This is a genomic window from Flavobacterium fluvii, assembly GCF_900129545.1.
Lineage (GTDB): Bacteria > Bacteroidota > Bacteroidia > Flavobacteriales > Flavobacteriaceae > Flavobacterium > Flavobacterium fluvii.
Genome location: NZ_FQWB01000003.1, coordinates 393658 through 408917, shown reverse-complemented (window position 1 = coordinate 408917; position 15260 = coordinate 393658). Strand labels below are relative to the sequence as shown.

The 15260-nt window shown below is 33.6% G+C and carries 15 protein-coding genes; 6 read left to right on the top strand and 9 right to left on the bottom strand.

Translation table 11 applies throughout. The annotated features are described in order from the left end of the window. Positions 1-3 precede the first annotated feature (3 nt). The gene (locus tag BUC16_RS09640; protein ID WP_073370129.1) at positions 4-939 is read left to right on the top strand and encodes a glycosyltransferase family 2 protein; all 936 of its coding nucleotides are present in this window, start codon (positions 4-6) and stop codon (positions 937-939) included. On the opposite strand, the gene BUC16_RS09635 is transcribed toward BUC16_RS09640, so the two are convergent. Beyond that, positions 920-1330, bottom strand: a complete 411-nt coding sequence (locus tag BUC16_RS09635) for a sugar 3,4-ketoisomerase (RefSeq protein ID WP_073370128.1) — start codon at positions 1328-1330, stop codon at positions 920-922. The two genes, BUC16_RS09640 and BUC16_RS09635, sit on opposite strands and share 20 nt — an antisense overlap. Next, entirely contained in the window at positions 1331-2428 is a 1098-nt protein-coding gene (locus tag BUC16_RS09630) for a glycosyltransferase (protein WP_073370126.1), read from the bottom strand. A gap of 167 nt (positions 2429-2595) precedes the next feature. Here BUC16_RS09630 and BUC16_RS09625 point away from each other — a divergent pair, with 167 nt between their 5' ends. Continuing rightward, the gene (locus BUC16_RS09625) at positions 2596-3477 is read left to right on the top strand and encodes a glycosyltransferase (RefSeq protein WP_073370125.1); all 882 of its coding nucleotides are present in this window, start codon (positions 2596-2598) and stop codon (positions 3475-3477) included. Positions 3478-3521: 44 nt separating this feature from the next. Here BUC16_RS09625 and BUC16_RS09620 read toward each other — a convergent pair whose 3' ends face one another. The 7 genes from BUC16_RS09620 to BUC16_RS09590 form a co-directional block, all read right to left on the bottom strand. Next, positions 3522-4964 carry a lipopolysaccharide biosynthesis protein gene (locus BUC16_RS09620; protein ID WP_073370123.1) on the bottom strand — a complete coding sequence of 481 codons (1443 nt, stop codon included), beginning with the start codon at positions 4962-4964 and terminating at the stop codon, positions 3522-3524. A gap of 80 nt (positions 4965-5044) precedes the next feature. Beyond that, on the bottom strand, positions 5045-6400 hold the full coding sequence (locus BUC16_RS09615) for a bifunctional cytidylyltransferase/SDR family oxidoreductase (protein WP_073370122.1): 1356 nt from the start codon (positions 6398-6400) through the stop codon (positions 5045-5047). Between the two features lie 54 nt (positions 6401-6454). Continuing rightward, a complete protein-coding gene (locus BUC16_RS09610) occupies positions 6455-7777 on the bottom strand; it encodes a CDP-glycerol glycerophosphotransferase family protein (RefSeq protein ID WP_244534354.1) in 1323 nt (440 codons plus the stop codon). A gap of 10 nt (positions 7778-7787) precedes the next feature. Further along, on the bottom strand, positions 7788-8894 hold the full coding sequence (locus BUC16_RS09605) for a DegT/DnrJ/EryC1/StrS family aminotransferase (protein WP_073370120.1): 1107 nt from the start codon (positions 8892-8894) through the stop codon (positions 7788-7790). After that, the gene (locus BUC16_RS09600) at positions 8891-9868 is read right to left on the bottom strand and encodes a GNAT family N-acetyltransferase (RefSeq protein ID WP_073370118.1); all 978 of its coding nucleotides are present in this window, start codon (positions 9866-9868) and stop codon (positions 8891-8893) included. Before BUC16_RS09600 ends, BUC16_RS09605 begins: the two co-directional genes overlap by 4 nt. Before the next feature lie 35 nt (positions 9869-9903). Beyond that, positions 9904-10506 (bottom strand): trimeric intracellular cation channel family protein, encoded by a 603-nt coding sequence (locus tag BUC16_RS09595; protein ID WP_073370117.1) that lies wholly within the window; start codon positions 10504-10506, stop codon positions 9904-9906. Positions 10507-10560: 54 nt separating this feature from the next. Further along, on the bottom strand, positions 10561-11304 hold the full coding sequence (locus tag BUC16_RS09590; RefSeq protein WP_073370115.1) for an RDD family protein: 744 nt from the start codon (positions 11302-11304) through the stop codon (positions 10561-10563). A 20-nt stretch (positions 11305-11324) separates the two neighbouring features. Here BUC16_RS09590 and BUC16_RS09585 point away from each other — a divergent pair, with 20 nt between their 5' ends. Genes BUC16_RS09585 through BUC16_RS09570 form a run of 4 tightly spaced genes read left to right on the top strand, consistent with a single transcriptional unit; the run spans position 11325 to position 15192 of the window. After that, positions 11325-12290, top strand: coding sequence for a stage II sporulation protein M (locus BUC16_RS09585; protein ID WP_073370114.1), 966 nt, complete (start codon positions 11325-11327; stop codon positions 12288-12290). Then, positions 12290-13246 (top strand): hypothetical protein, encoded by a 957-nt coding sequence (locus BUC16_RS09580; RefSeq protein ID WP_073370112.1) that lies wholly within the window; start codon positions 12290-12292, stop codon positions 13244-13246. Before BUC16_RS09585 ends, BUC16_RS09580 begins: the two co-directional genes overlap by 1 nt. Next, entirely contained in the window at positions 13239-14000 is a 762-nt protein-coding gene (locus BUC16_RS09575) for a DUF4129 domain-containing protein (RefSeq protein WP_073370111.1), read from the top strand. Before BUC16_RS09580 ends, BUC16_RS09575 begins: the two co-directional genes overlap by 8 nt. Further along, positions 13993-15192, top strand: a complete 1200-nt coding sequence (locus BUC16_RS09570; RefSeq protein ID WP_073370109.1) for a DUF4350 family protein — start codon at positions 13993-13995, stop codon at positions 15190-15192. The genes BUC16_RS09575 and BUC16_RS09570 overlap by 8 nt, the downstream gene beginning before the upstream one ends. The last annotated feature ends 68 nt before the right edge of the window (positions 15193-15260 follow it).

Below are 15260 nucleotides of genomic sequence, written 5' to 3'. Positions count from 1 at the left end.
TCAATGGCTTTTTTCTCCATAATTATACCGCTTTACAACAAAGAAAAATATATTGAAAATGCCCTAAAAAGCATTTTAAAACAAACGGTTACCGACTATGAAATCATAATAGTCGACGACGGTTCGACAGACAAAAGCAGAGAAATAGCATCTAAATATGTTTCCAACAAAATTAGAATCATAGACCATTTCGAAAACAAAGGGTTATCTGCAGCCAGAAATACTGGCATAAAAAACGCAAAATCAAATTATGTCACATTCCTCGATGCTGATGATTTATGGCATTCAAACTATTTACAAACCATTAAAAATCTAATTTCTTCTTACCCGGAAGCACATATTTTCGCAACCAACTTCGATGAAGTGTATCCCCAAAAAACCCATAAACCACACAATGGTTCCGAAACCTTGCCTCCCGGTTTTAGCGGGTTGATCGATTTTTTCAAAATCAATTTGAAACAAGGAATCTACACTCCAAGCAGCTCTTGTTGGCACAAATCGGTTTTTGAAACGGCTGGGTATTATGACGAAAAAATCACTTTTTCAGAAGATTTGGATTTCAACATAAGAGCCAACTTAAAGTTCAAATTGGCTTACAGCACTAGCGCCCAAATGAGCTATTTTATGGAAACAGACAATCAAATCACCAGAAGTTCCATCCTTAGTAAAACAGTACCTGATTATGATCAATTTGAAAAATATTGTTCCACCGTTCCTCACCTAAAAAAATATTTGGACTTCGAAAGATATGTTTTGTCCAAACATTTAAAAGTTGACGGTGACAAGACAAAACACAAGAAAATAATTGCCGGTATTGATTTCAAAAATCTAAACTACAAGCAACGATTTTTGTTAAACTCTCCCGTTTTTTTGTTGCGTTGCATCAAGACAACCAAAGATTTCTTGATTCGGAAAGGTTTTAAATGGACAAGCTATTAGAATTGACATAAGACACAAAGTCGTCATAATCGCGAATGTAATCTTCTTCATTGAAAACTTCAGATGCCAAAACCAAACAAACGGCTCCAGAAGAAAAATTTTCCAACTCTCGCCATAAATTATTGGTAATTACAAGTCCTTTATCGGGTTTGTTTAAAGTTATTTTTTCTGTTGAATTTCCATCTTTCAAAACAACGTCAAAACTTCCAGAAAGTGCAATTAGAATTTGATTCAATTTTTTATGTGCGTGACCACCTCTTTTAGCAGAACTTGGAACATCAAACAAATAATAAACCCTTTTTATATCAAAAGATATTGTGTCATTTTCAATTACAGCAATATTCCCTTCAGGATTTTCAATTTTAGGTATATCAATAATTTTTATCTCCATTTATTTAATTTTAAATAGTTCCAGCCATTGTTTTCCTATTATTTCAATTGAAAACCTCTCCACACTTGGTTTCGCATTTTGTTTGCAATGTAAATAAAATTCTTTGTTTTGAATCATCTTATTCATGGATAAAGTCAATTTTTCAAAATTTTGATTTTCAACTAAAATTCCGTTTTCATTATTTATGATTATTTCGTTTGGACCCGAAAGACAATCAAAAGAAACCACAGGTGTTCCACAAGCCAACGATTCAATCAAAACCATTGGAAATCCTTCATTTTTACTGGAAAGAATCGTAAAAAACGCATTTTTATAATATTTAAATGGATTGCCAACTTGTCCTTCAAACCGAATCATGTCTTCTAATTTAAAGGTTTTAACTAAACCAACAAGTTCACTTTTTAAAATTCCATCGCCTAAAATGATTAATTTGACATCATTTTGGGGTAATTCTGAATTGGCATAACTCTCAATAAGTTTATCAAATTGTTTAATATTGTCATGCATCCTTCCCACTGCAAGAATATATTTAAAATCAAAATCGAAAGTTTCATTGGAAACAGATTCAATATAGTTAATATCAATAGGATTATAAATAGTTTTACTATTTAAGTAATTAGTATTTGAATCTATTCTTTTTTTAATTCCGTTGGAGACGGCAATAATTTCATTGCAATTTGAGTAAATCCAATTAGTCAATAATCTGTTTTTAGGAAAATACAAATCGATCATATAACTATGAATAGTGACAATTAAAGGAGCTTTATAAATAAACTTAGCAATATAAAACTCTTGCCATTGGTGATTTTTTACTCTAAAATCCAATATATAATCAAATTCATTGTCAGAAAAAAAATTTCTTAAAACCCTAAATCGATTCAATCTATCGAAAAATCCATTTGAATTGTTATTTATCCTACCAAGATTCAAAAGTTCACCCGCATATTCATACTCAACTTTATCAACAACAACAACATGATGCACTTGGCAATTATTTTTATCAAAAAAGACTGATAATAAAGATGCACAGCGCTCTGCTCCTCCAGTTGCAAGCATATCTGAAACCATACAAATTTTAAACTTATTCGCTGAAGGCATACTCAATATTTAACAATCACGGCAACAAATATAGCTTAAATAGCTCTTTAAATTAATTAAAAAACACAGTGAATTTCAATAAAAACTTGCAATTGAATTGCAATTAAATTTTTTTTGAATACCATTTTAATTAGATTATTTTAGCATCAAAATAATTACTATTTAAAATGCAAAAATCTGACTTGGTCACGGTAATTTGTTCTTGTTATAATCATGCAAGATTTGTATCAGAAAGTATAGAATCTGTTTTAAATCAATCCCACACAAACATTCAACTCATTATCATTGATGATTGTAGTACAGATGATTCAGTAGCTGTCATAGAAAAATTTCTATCACAATTCCCTCAAATTCTTTTTATAAAAAACGAAACGAACCTAGGCATAACAAAGTCTTTTAATAATGCCATAAGATTTGCAAAAGGAGATTACATTTTAGACTTATCTGCAGATGATGTTTTGTTGCCCAATTGTATTGGTATCCAACTTGAAACTTTTTATACCAGCAAAATGGAAGATCTTGCCATTGTTTTTGGCAATGCAGAGCTAATCGCTGAAAATGGAGTCCACAATTCGTATTTTTTTGATGTTGATGCCAATTATAAAACAATTACAAAAATTCCTGTAGGCGATATTTATTCAACAATAATCAGCACCCAAACAATAATTTGCAGTGTTTCGGCAATGATTAAAAAAAGCTATTTTGATATTTTAAAAGGTTATGACGAAAGTCTTTCCTATGAGGATTTTGATTTTTGGATTCGAATTGCAAGACATTACAATATTGATTTTGTTGATGCTGTTCTCGTAAAAAAAAGAATCGTTTCCACTTCTTTACATTCCAGCTTTTCCATTCCAAAAAACATTAATGGTTTTTCTACTTACTTAATATTAAAAAAAGCTTTTTTCCTAAATAGAAACAAAAAAGAAAATCGAATTCTTTCAAAAAGAGTTAACAATGAAATTAAATTTGCTCTAAAAACAAGGAATTTTCCCTTGGCTTACAGGAATATTCTACTAAGAATAAAAGTGGGGTTGAAATCATTATAAAAAAATCAACAAATATAATTACATTAGGATATGCTTGAAAAAAGTCAAAACAAACTTTTAAAAAATAATTCACCAATCTCTTTCAATTCATCCAATTTCAACAACCAACAGATAAACAGATAAGTTATCGATCCAAGTAAGCTTCCGAAAAACAACTGCAAAACCAAATTATCAACAAAACGAGTCATGACAAAAACCAAAATTGCCATTCCTATTGTAGCAACAAAAAATGGCAACATATCTTTTAATTGTTTAATTGGACCATAACCAAATAACTTTCCTGGAAAATAGGCGTTTATAAAAAAAGACAAGGCCGATGTAACAACATGTCCTATTATTATGGCTTCTAGCCCTAAAGGAATAGTGATTACCATGGCCAGTAGAGTCAATGGGAGTTTAGACAAATCTACTTTCAAGAATAAATCCGAACGTCCAACTGCATTCAACAAATTCATGTTGAGAGCACTCATTGGATAAAAAATGCGTGCAAAAACCATCCATTGCAAAAGCGGAATTAGAGCAACCCATTTCTCGGTCAGTAATAGTATGACAATGGGTTTTGCCAGCAAAGCAATAAGCATCATCAGCGGGATAATAAAAAAAGCCGACATCCGAATCATTCTGCCATAAATGGAAATCAATTTCTCTTTATCGTGTTGAACTGTTGTGAGAATGGGAAATGTGGACTGTTGTAAAATGCTTACAATCGTGCCGGCAGATATGTCGGCTAAACTTTTTGCCCTTGTATAATAACCCAACGAAGCTGTTGGATAAAATTTACCCAAACATATATTATAAACATTATTCAGGATTTGGGCGTACAAACCCACCATCAACAGTTTTGAGCCATAACCAAATAAAGATTTAAAAGATTTTTTGGAAAAGGCAATAGAGGGACTCCAATTGCTGAAAAACCATAAAGAAACGGATGAAGCCAAAGACCCAATGAGTATTTGAATAACCAACGACCACACCCCATATCCATTTTTTGCGGCTATCACTCCACATAATCCACCTGCAATCATTCCTACTACATTGCTCTTGGCAATAGTTTTGAAATCAATGACAATTGTTAATTTAGTTCGTTGGACTATTGCAAAAGCATTTAGAAACAGGCTCAAACCCAATATCCTTGTCAAATCGGTTAATTGTGGTTGCTTAAAAAAAGAGGAAATTAAAGGGGCCGAAAAAAACAGCAGCAAATAAAGGAAACCACTGACTCCTAAATTAAATACAAATAGGGTCGAAAAGTCAATATCTTCCCTTTCTTGACGTTGAATCAAGCCTGTTCCCATACCACTTTCAATAAAAATCTGTGACAGGGCTATAAAAATGGTCAACATTCCCATTAAACCAAAATCCTCCGGCATCAAAATTCGAGCAAGCACAATACTCACAACGAATTGCCCAAATTGAACAGCAAATTTATCGACAGCCGACCATATAATCCCTTTCGTTGCGGTTGATTTTAGAGAGGTATTGTGCATTTAAAAAAAATTAAAATTTATTGTACTTCACTTCTCAATTCAATTATAATCAGTATTCATTTTTTTGCTTATTATTATTCTTAAAGTCGAACATCTATCACCTGCCCAGTATAATTAGACAACAAGGTTTGAATACATCTTAAAGCAACTGCATCTGGTTTCAATAAAGTATTTTCTGGTTCACTGCCAAAATTTTTCATCCTCATAGGTGTTTGCGTGCGCTCTGGATTTATACAATTCACTTTAACACCCAACGTTTCCCATTCTTGGGAAATTGCCTGGACAAAATTAACAGTAGCCGCTTTAGTTGAAGAATAAATGCTGTAAAATGCTCTACCTCTTGTATAAGAACTAGAAGTAAAAAACAAAACATGTCCTTTTGACTCTTTTAAGTAAGGCAATGATGCAAGAGCAATATTAACTATACCAAAATAATTAATATTTATGGAATCAAGAATGGTTTGATAACTCATGGTTTCTAACGGTTCTTTATATAATACCCCGGCGGTATTGACTACAAAATCAATTTTCTTTTCTATTTGAAACACTTTTTCCAATGCTTGCTTAACATCCTCCATATTGGAGACATCAACATTATTTTCACTGCGAGAGAAACTATAAACACGAACTCCATTCGAAAGACCCAAATCCACAATGCTTTTTCCAATTCCATAACATCCCCCAAAAACGACCATAACCTTTTCTGCCAAACATTCTTTCGAAAGTTGCATGTCTTGAATTTCAACAGAACGCAATTGAAACAACTTATCCAACAAGTACGTATCCTCAGGATAAGTCAACTTCATATTGACCTCTTCACCGTTTACCACAAATATCTTTTCTTCCGGCAAATACTTGCTTACAATTCCACAATCATCAGTAGCTTTAAAATTTTCATCCTGAAGAGCCATTTTATAAGCTTTTGAAATAATCTCCTGCTTAAAACCTTGCGGGGTTTGTCCTCTTCGCATTTTCGCCCTGTCCGGAATCGAATTTATAATATCGTTTTCAACTTCAATAATAGTGTCGGCTGAATTAATGGCAACATCCACTGCATTATAATTATCCATTGATTTCACGACATCATTGATGATTCTTTGACTAACCAAAGGACGAGCCGCATCATGGAAAATCAAATTAGCATTTTTAAAGTCGTTATAAGCATTAACTGCCGCAAGACTTGAATGATATCGCTCTTCGCCCCCTATCAAAACACGCTTCACTTTTTGCCATCTATTTCTAATAATCATGTCTTCTACCATAAATAGGTAATGATTGCTAATCACGATTGCAATTTCGTCTATTAATTCATTCTTTTCAAACGCATCGACAGCATGTTCCATAACCATTTTTCCAGCAACTTTGAAAAACTGCTTTGGTAAAGATTTTTCCAATCTAGTTCCCACTCCTCCTGCTAAAATGACGGCTATGTTCATCTAATATATTTTCAAGTAAATTTTTAATTATAAATTTCAAAAAACACCATTAACCTATTGAAAAATTTGACTTTCTAAATAATGCAATATGTTTTCAGATGCAGTTAACTTGTTCTTTGGAATCAAAATACTTTGTACAAAAGTATTGCGCTCTTCTTTCATCCAATCTTTTTCATTCAACACAACACCCTCAATAAAATCAATCAATTGTTTTTTGTTTCTGGATTGATAATGTGCCGATACTGCTTTTATCCCAAATTCACTCCAATCCTCCATAACCGATTCGTTTCTAACCATAAAAAGGGATGGCTTTCCGGTAATAAGATATTCAGACATAAAGGAACCGCAATCGTGAATCAATGCATCTGATGTCAAAAAAAGATCTGCATATTCAGCGTTTTCAAACTGGCCATTTTCTAGGTTTATCCATTTATTATAATACATATCGGTTTTTTCTTTACCCCAATTTGAATCTTTTTCTAATTTAACTCTTAATAAAGGATGCGGTTTAAATGCAATTTGCAACTTATCGCTGTAACTATCAGCCAATTCTAAAAACAAATCGTAATATTCTAAAAAATTAGACACTTTATTTAGCTCGGTCATTGAATGATGTGGAGCCCATATAATTTTTTTTAGAGTTGGATTTTTATTTTCCCAAACATCTTTTGGATTTTTATTAATCAAAAGTTGATCGAATCCTGGATACCCTGTTACAATATGATTTCGTCCCTTTTTTCTTTGTTTTTGAACCGCTATTTTTTTATGAATGGGAGTTTCCGAAAAAATTTTCCAAACAAGGTTGTGAAAATCTAAATTATAGAAAAACTCATAATTAGTAGTCATCACTGCATATGGCACATAGCATGTTAATGTTTTTGGAAACCTTTTTATAAAAAACCTATGACCTTGTAAACCTGAATAAGGATTAGTGTAGAATATTATATCTGGAGAATAATTTTTTTTCACATCTAGATATTTTCCTGTTCCAATATCAAATGTTTTAATGACATCATAACCCTTGCTTTTAAATGATTCAAATGTTTTGTCCATTTCAAACAACATATTTTTCATGCCATAATCCATAGCAGGACAGACAAATATTATTGGTTCTAATCTGGGATGTTTTAGCATTAAGTTAAAAAGCAAATCATATTTCCATACTGATTCGTGAATCAAAAAGAACGCAACTTTTATCTTTTCTTTTTTCCGGACTTTTTCAAGTGCTTTTCTATGTCTCGCAGGTGCTTTTTTAATTAAATATAAATTATAAAAATGATTATAATATATAAGACCATATACTTTTACAAATACACCCCAAACTTTTGTAGGGACGTATCGCTTAATTGTTGCTACTAATTCACTTATGTTTTTCATAAACTTCAAATCAGTATTTATTTAAAACATCAATTACAAAAGAAACTTCATCATCTGTCATAACGGGACTTATCGGCAAACTCAAAACTTCATTGTGGATTTTTTCGGTAATTGGAAATGACAAATGATACCAAGCTGCAAAAGCTTTTTGCTTGTGAGGAGGAATTGGATAATGAATCATTGTTTGAATTCCGTTTTCCAATAAATACTGCTGTAAATCCTCTCGGTTTTCGGTTCGAATGACAAACAAATGAAAAACGTGAGATGGCGAAGTTCCTTGCAATGACAAAGTTGGCAAAATGATTTTATCATTTTTAATTTCGGATAAATACAGTTTGGCAATTGCTCTTCTGGCATTGTTTTCTGCATCCAAATTAGGTAATTTCACATTCAGGAAAGCCGCCTGCAATTCATCCAATCGCGAATTTACGCCAATATATTCATTCTTGTATTTGACTTCCGAACCATAATTCCGCAACGATTTAATGACTTTTGCCAAGGCATCATCATTCGTGGTTACTGCTCCTCCGTCTCCCAAAGCTCCTAAATTTTTTCCGGGATAAAAGCTAAAAGCGGCAGCATTGGACAGGTTTCCAGATTTTCCGAAATCTGAAATGGCTCCGTGCGCCTGTGCTGCATCTTCAATAACCAAAAGATTATTTTGATTGGCTATTTCATTGATTACATCCATTTCGGCTAATTGACCGTAAAGATGAACTGCTAGAATTGCTTTGGCTTTAGACGTGATTTTTTCTGAAATCAAATCAGGATTGAGGTTATAAGTTTCCAACTTTGGCTCTACCAAAACAGGAATCAAATCCGCTTGCATAATGGCCAAAATACTGGCGATATAAGTATTGGCAGGAACAATTACTTCATCTCCTTTTTGCAATTTTCCCAATAGAATATATCCTTTGAAAATCAAGACTAATGCGTCAAAACCATTCCCCACTCCTACGCAATGTTTTGTTCCACAGTAATTTGCAAAACTACTTTCAAACAGAGCGACTTCATTACCCAAAATATACCAACCATTTTCTAAAACCGACTTCAATTTCTCTTGAAAAGCAGTTTCATAAGGCTCATTTATTTTTTTTAAATCAAGGAATTTAATCATGTCAAAACTGTATCTAATAGATTAAAATTTGCAGATTCCACTTCATAAAAGTCATGAACAATAGTACTTGCCCCGAAACTTTCTTTCCAATAAGACAAGCCATTATTCAGCTTTCGACCCTGATTTTCATTAGAAGTTCCAAAATCAAAAAAACGCTTTTTATTAAAAACCTCAGTCAACAAATAATAATGTAAAAAATCAAGACCTCCCAATTCATTTTTATCTTCTTTGCCAGAAATATATTGGCAATGAGCCACCTCGTCACTTTCAAAAAAAGTCGTTCCTGCAACTATAATTCCGTTTTCATACACATTGAACTGTCTAATATTCTCCGGAAATAACTCTTTCAATTTTGTAATTTCCCGCAAACTATGAACTGGCTTTGCTTGATGCTTCTTGGCCAAATTTGGAACCAAAATATCATTCCAGAATAATTCAAAATCAACCACTTCTTTTACCTCCAATTTATTTTTTTCCCCTTTTACAATACCTTCTTTTCTTCCTGCAGCAATCACCATTTTTTTGGACAAATCAATAACCGCCATGGAATCTCTTCTAATTAATCGGGCTTCCGCCAAAAACAAGGCATAATTTAATTCTTCGGAGGGTTTTTGATGGTATATGGAAGGAATTAATTTCACCTGCAATTTTTCAATATTATTGTCATTCAAAAAAAACAAAATACTTTTGAAAATTCCAATAACCGCTGTCAATTTTACTTTTTCATTATAGACCAAGCCTCCATAAGTCAAGCCTTGATGCGAAAAAACTTCATCGTCAACGACATTGGCAGGAAGAACGGCAACCCATTTTTCCCCATCCAAAACAATCAAGGAATAATCCTGAAATCGATCTTTGTGGTATTCCATAAAATCACGATGAAACAAGAAGGTTGCATTTTTGGCTTTCCCGATAAAAGCATTCCAATTCTTGTAATCGCTTTCTTGGTATAGTCTGACGATGTATTTTTTCACGATTTTGATTTTGACTTTGTGAAATTAAGCATTTTTTATTTATAACCTAAAGTAGGCAAATGCCATTTAAATTTCACTGCCATTAATCGAACCGAAATGATAAATAAAGAGGTTGTCAGGTACAAAATATCCGAGTCCAAATTTAATTTTCGAAGCAGAAAAAAAACAATTCCTCCAAGAATACAGATTGTCGCATAAATTTCTCTCCTGAAAATAACGGGGATTTCTGTACATAAAATATCGCGAATCACGCCTCCAAAACAAGCGGTCATTGTTCCCAATGCAATACAAATAACGGGATGCAAACCAATGTTGATACCTTTTTCAAGACCTATCAAAGTAAAAACTCCCAGTCCAATTGTATCGAAAAAAAACAAAGAAGTCTTTAATCTATCAAATTTCTTTCTGAAAATAATGGCAAAAACATATCCAATGACAATGAAATAAACATAATTCACGTCAAGCATCCAGCCTACCGGCGTTCTACCAATCATGACATCACGCAAAGTTCCTCCTCCCACCGCAGTTACAAATGCAATAATAAAAATACCAAAAGGATCCAGCTTTTTATGCATTGCAGTCAACGCACCCGACATGGCAAATGCCATTGTACCGATGATATCCAATAAATGAAACATGTTTTTTGATTTTAAATAAAGAAATTTATCCAGCAAAACTACAGAAATATTGCCTTACATATTCCGGGTATAAAAATTATAATCTTTCAAAACGGTCTTTATAAAGTCAATTTCATTGCCGGATTGATTTTTAATGCCGGTAACGGATTCAATTTTTTTGGACAATTTTTCAATGGTTTCATCATCTCCCTTTTTTTCTGCAATTTGGAAAGTATCCTTAATAATTCGCATATCATTATCCGAAAGTTTAATGACCAACGGGTAAATGGGCACATAAGCATCCCCGATTTCCTCGAGAATGGTATGATCAATGGAAATATTGTTTTTGAGAGTGATGATGGCCGTTCCCGCTGCCATATCGCCCATGCGTTGGGTTTTGCTGCTAACCAACATGGCAACCAAACCTATTAATCCTCCAAGCATATTGTTTTCGACAATCCTGAAAAGCCAGCGAATGAGGTAATCGCCGAAACCCGCTTGATAGCCGTCAATTTTTACGACTTTTATTTTTATCAATTTTTTCCCGATGGTTTGTCCTTCAAAAATGCTTTCGAGTGTCACGGAATAAATCATGACCGGGAAGAAAAACAGTATTATTATGGAAATTCTGGACCACATATCCACCCTATTCAATATATTCGAAATTCCCAACAAATTAAAAAAGACGTAAGCAACAACAATAATATAGGCGACTTTTATGAGTAAATCCAGCAAACTAGCCAACATTCTCTCGCCTACAGAAGCGGCTTTAAAATTTATGACAACATTTTGTGTTGTCTGTATGGATAATTCTGACATAATTCCTATTTTAGCACTCGATGAGAGAAATTGCATTTATAAAAACAAATAAGGACAAGTGGCTTGAGTTTGAGCAAGCTATTTTTGGTAAAGCTAAAAAAAATCCTGATGAAATGGCAAATTTATACATTCAATTGATGAATGATTTGTCCTATGCCCAAACTTATTATGCCAAAAGCAAAACAGTCGTTTACTTAAACTATTTAGCTTCACAGATTTATCAAAAAATTTACAAAACCAAACGAGCCGAAAGCAATCGATTGGTCTATTTCTTCAAAACCGAAGTTCCACTAATCGTTTATGACTATCGCAGGTATTTGGTTTACGCATTCGTGCTTTTTTTTGTGACCGTTTTTCTCGGAGCCATTTCTGCCCGATACGATGCGGATTTTGTTCGATTAATCCTCGGCGACAGCTATGTCAATGAAACTTTGGAAAACATCAAGGAAGGGAATCCGGTTGCCATCTATAAATCGGGAAGCAATTGGGGCAGTTTTATTGGTATTACATTCAATAATTTGAAGGTGGGGATGACGTGTTACATTTTCGGAATTTTTGGTGGTATTGGCACTTTTTACATTTCGTTGCAAAACGCCATTATGTTGGGTTCTTTCCAATATTTTTTCTTGCAACAAGGCGTTTTTTGGAAAAGTGTTCGCGGCATTTGGATTCACGGTTCAATGGAAATTTTCGGCATCGTGATAGAAACTGCAGCTGGCTATATTCTTGGCGCTTCCATCCTGTTTCCCAAAACCTATTCAAGAATGAATTCTTTCAAAATAGGATTCAAAAACAGTTTCAAAATATTCTTGAGCACCGTTCCTTTTACCATTGCAGCGGGATTTCTCGAAGGTTTCATCACTCGATATTCCATTGATATGCCAAACTGGCTGAGCAGTTTTATTATTTTGTTTACCTTGGCAATTATATCCTTTTATTACCTAATCTATCCATTTATTGTCCACAAAAAAACACAACCCATATAATGTTCGAACTTTACAAAAAGCGTGATTTAAGCGCCAATTTTTCCGATACCATTGCTTTTTTCAAGTCTTTTGGAAAGCATTACTTCAAAAACTATTTTGTCATCAACGGAATATTCTTGATGGTATTGGTGGTTTTGATTTATTTCATTTCAAAAGTGTATATGGAACTCATTTTCTCCGGAATTACAAATGTGCGAAATAATCCAAACTATCTGATGGCTTATTTCAACAACAATATGGCTCTCATAGCAGGAGGTTTCATAATTACTTTTCTACTTATCGTCATTTTGTCGATGCTCAACATAAGTTTCCCCGTAATTTATTTGAGACTCATAGAAAAAACAAACGGTGATCCTTTTTCAACCCAGGAAATTATGGGCGGTTTAAAAGAAAACATTGGAAAAATGATAATTTTCTTGTTGGGAAGTATTTTCATCATACTGCCTTTAGCCGTTATTGTTTTTGTTTTGCTTTTTTTCCTCTGCTTTATACTCATAGGAATTCCACTAATCATTATTGTGGGTTCGGCATTTATGTCTTGGATTACTTTGTCTTACTATGAATATATTCTGAAAGATGTAGGCTATTTTAAGGCGTTATCCAACGGTTTCCATTTAGTGAAACAGCAATTTTGGACTATTGTTGGAACCACGTTTCTCATGATGTTGCTGGTTCAAATCATCCAGGGATTTATCACGATGATTCCCTATGTATTGAGTATGGTTTGGATGTTTGTTTCCTCCCAAAACCTGCAAGGGCCTGCTGCACGAACCGATACTTTTTCCACAATGGGAATTATCATAGCCGTGATAATGGTGTTTTCGGTCTTGTTGAGTTATGTTTTCAACAATTTTGTTCTCGTCAACCAAGGGCTTATTTATTATGGTTTGCAGGAAGAAAAAGAAAATAATTCCACCAAAAGTCAAATCGATTTAATTGGCTCCGACATTGAATAAAATCCTAATCGTATTACTGTTTTTCTTTTGTTCCAATATTGGAGCCCAAGACTCGTTGGCTGTGGCCAAAAAAGAAAAAATCGTTTTTACCGAAAAAGACATCGCTGTCGATTCGGCTGCAATCGAAGCGAAACCTTTTGCCAAAAATTTCAAAAAGAAGTACACCGACGCAGCATTTATCTACGAATTCAAAACGCCCGAAAAGAATGCCTGGGATCGTTTCAAGGAATGGTTGGCCAATTTATTTAATAATTTATTCAGCTTTACCGATAGCAAAGCAGCCAACAATTTCGTGGATATTTTACTAAGAACCATAGCGATCGGCATCATTATTTTTGTCATTTATTTAATTGCAAAAGCCATAATGAACAAAGAAGGACAATGGATTTTTGGCAGAAATTCCGACAGGAAAATCATCAATTATGACGAAATCGAGAAAAATTTACATCTTGTGGACTTCGAGAAACTCATTCAAAACAGTTTACAATTGGATGAAAAAAGATTGACGATTCGATACTATTATCTTTGGTTGCTCAAAAAAATGTCCGAAAAACAAATCATTGAATGGGATGTCGAAAAAACCAACTCGGATTATCTTTATGAAATAAAAAATGAAAGCCAAAAAGACGAATTTGCCTATTTGTCTTATCTGTACAACAATATTTGGTACGGCGAATTCGAATTGGACGATGAAACCTTTGCAAAAGCCAGAACCAGTTTCGAAAAATCAATAAATAAGATAAACAATGGGTAGAACGCTGAAACTATACATCGCCCTTTTGGTGTTGCTTATGGTGGCTATTATTGTTATTGACAGTAATCGTCCAAAACCCATTGATTGGACACCAAGTTTTTCCCTCAAAGACAAAATTCCTTATGGAATGCATGTTTTCGACAAGGAAATCGGTTCACTTTTGAAAGGACAAAAAATCAGGAAATTCAACACGACTCCGTATGAATATTTGGACAGCAAATACGACTATGACACGCTCGTGAATGATTATCGAATAAAAGGAACTTTTCTCAGCATTTCCAAAATTGCGAATTTTGACAAAGAATCGATTACCGAAATTTGCACGTTTGTCAATCACGGAAACAATGCTTTCATCAGTTCCGAAATGATTCCTAATGCCTTGTTGGATAGTTTGAATCTAAAGATGGACAGCGAATACAACTACTCGGACAGCATTTACAATTGGGTAGCCAACAAAAAACTGGGAAACCAAAAATATAAAATCACCGAAGGCGTCAACAACAATTATTTCTCCAAAATAGACACGCTGAACACCACGGTTTTAGGCTATCAAAATGGCGACAGCACCAGAATCAATTTCATAAAAGTAAACTATAAAACTGGTGTGTTTTATTTGCATACCCAACCCGTTGCGTTTACCAATTTTCATTTATTGAAAGGCAATCATCACGAATATGCCGAAAAAGTCTTGTCCTATATCCCGAAAGAAAAAGTGTATTGGTGCATCAAGGATCAAACTGGCGAAGTGATTTCAGATTCGCCAATGCGGTACATTTTGAGTCAACCGGCACTAAAATGGGCTTGGTATATTTTCTTGATTGGAATGCTTGTATTTATCTTTTTTAACGCCAAACGAAAACAAAGAGTCGTTCCAATAATAAAACCACTGGCCAACACCACGGTCGATTTCACGAAAACTATCGGGAATTTGTATTATCAAGAAGGCGACCACAACAACATCATCGACAAAAAAATTATTTATTTTCTCGAAAAAGTTCGCAACGAATACTTGATTGACACCCATAAATTGGATGATGATTTCATTAAAAAATTACACCATAAATCAGGAAAAAAATTAGACGATATTCAAAATCTGGTCTCTTTGATAAAGGCCTATCGAAAAAACAATTTCATCAGCATTGAAGATGATTTGCTGCAAATTAATAATGCCATCGAAAAAGTGATGAACTAATTTAAAAACCACAAATTACACAAATTAACACAAATTCCATTTGGTCATAAACTCAAATTTGTACCATT

Coding starts and splice junctions, on each gene's coding strand:
- BUC16_RS09605 (WP_073370120.1), bottom strand. CDS start 8,894: ATGATTAAATTCCTTGATTTAAAAAAAATAAATGAGCCTTATGAAACT.
- BUC16_RS09570 (WP_073370109.1), top strand. CDS start 13,993: ATGGGTAGAACGCTGAAACTATACATCGCCCTTTTGGTGTTGCTTATG.
- BUC16_RS09615 (WP_073370122.1), bottom strand. CDS start 6,400: ATGAACATAGCCGTCATTTTAGCAGGAGGAGTGGGAACTAGATTGGAA.
- BUC16_RS09590 (WP_073370115.1), bottom strand. CDS start 11,304: ATGTCAGAATTATCCATACAGACAACACAAAATGTTGTCATAAATTTT.
- BUC16_RS09635 (WP_073370128.1), bottom strand. CDS start 1,330: ATGGAGATAAAAATTATTGATATACCTAAAATTGAAAATCCTGAAGGG.
- BUC16_RS09585 (WP_073370114.1), top strand. CDS start 11,325: ATGAGAGAAATTGCATTTATAAAAACAAATAAGGACAAGTGGCTTGAG.
- BUC16_RS09610 (WP_244534354.1), bottom strand. CDS start 7,777: ATGAAAAACATAAGTGAATTAGTAGCAACAATTAAGCGATACGTCCCT.
- BUC16_RS09580 (WP_073370112.1), top strand. CDS start 12,290: ATGTTCGAACTTTACAAAAAGCGTGATTTAAGCGCCAATTTTTCCGAT.
- BUC16_RS09640 (WP_073370129.1), top strand. CDS start 4: ATGGCTTTTTTCTCCATAATTATACCGCTTTACAACAAAGAAAAATAT.
- BUC16_RS09625 (WP_073370125.1), top strand. CDS start 2,596: ATGCAAAAATCTGACTTGGTCACGGTAATTTGTTCTTGTTATAATCAT.
- BUC16_RS09630 (WP_073370126.1), bottom strand. CDS start 2,428: ATGCCTTCAGCGAATAAGTTTAAAATTTGTATGGTTTCAGATATGCTT.
- BUC16_RS09620 (WP_073370123.1), bottom strand. CDS start 4,964: ATGCACAATACCTCTCTAAAATCAACCGCAACGAAAGGGATTATATGG.
- BUC16_RS09595 (WP_073370117.1), bottom strand. CDS start 10,506: ATGTTTCATTTATTGGATATCATCGGTACAATGGCATTTGCCATGTCG.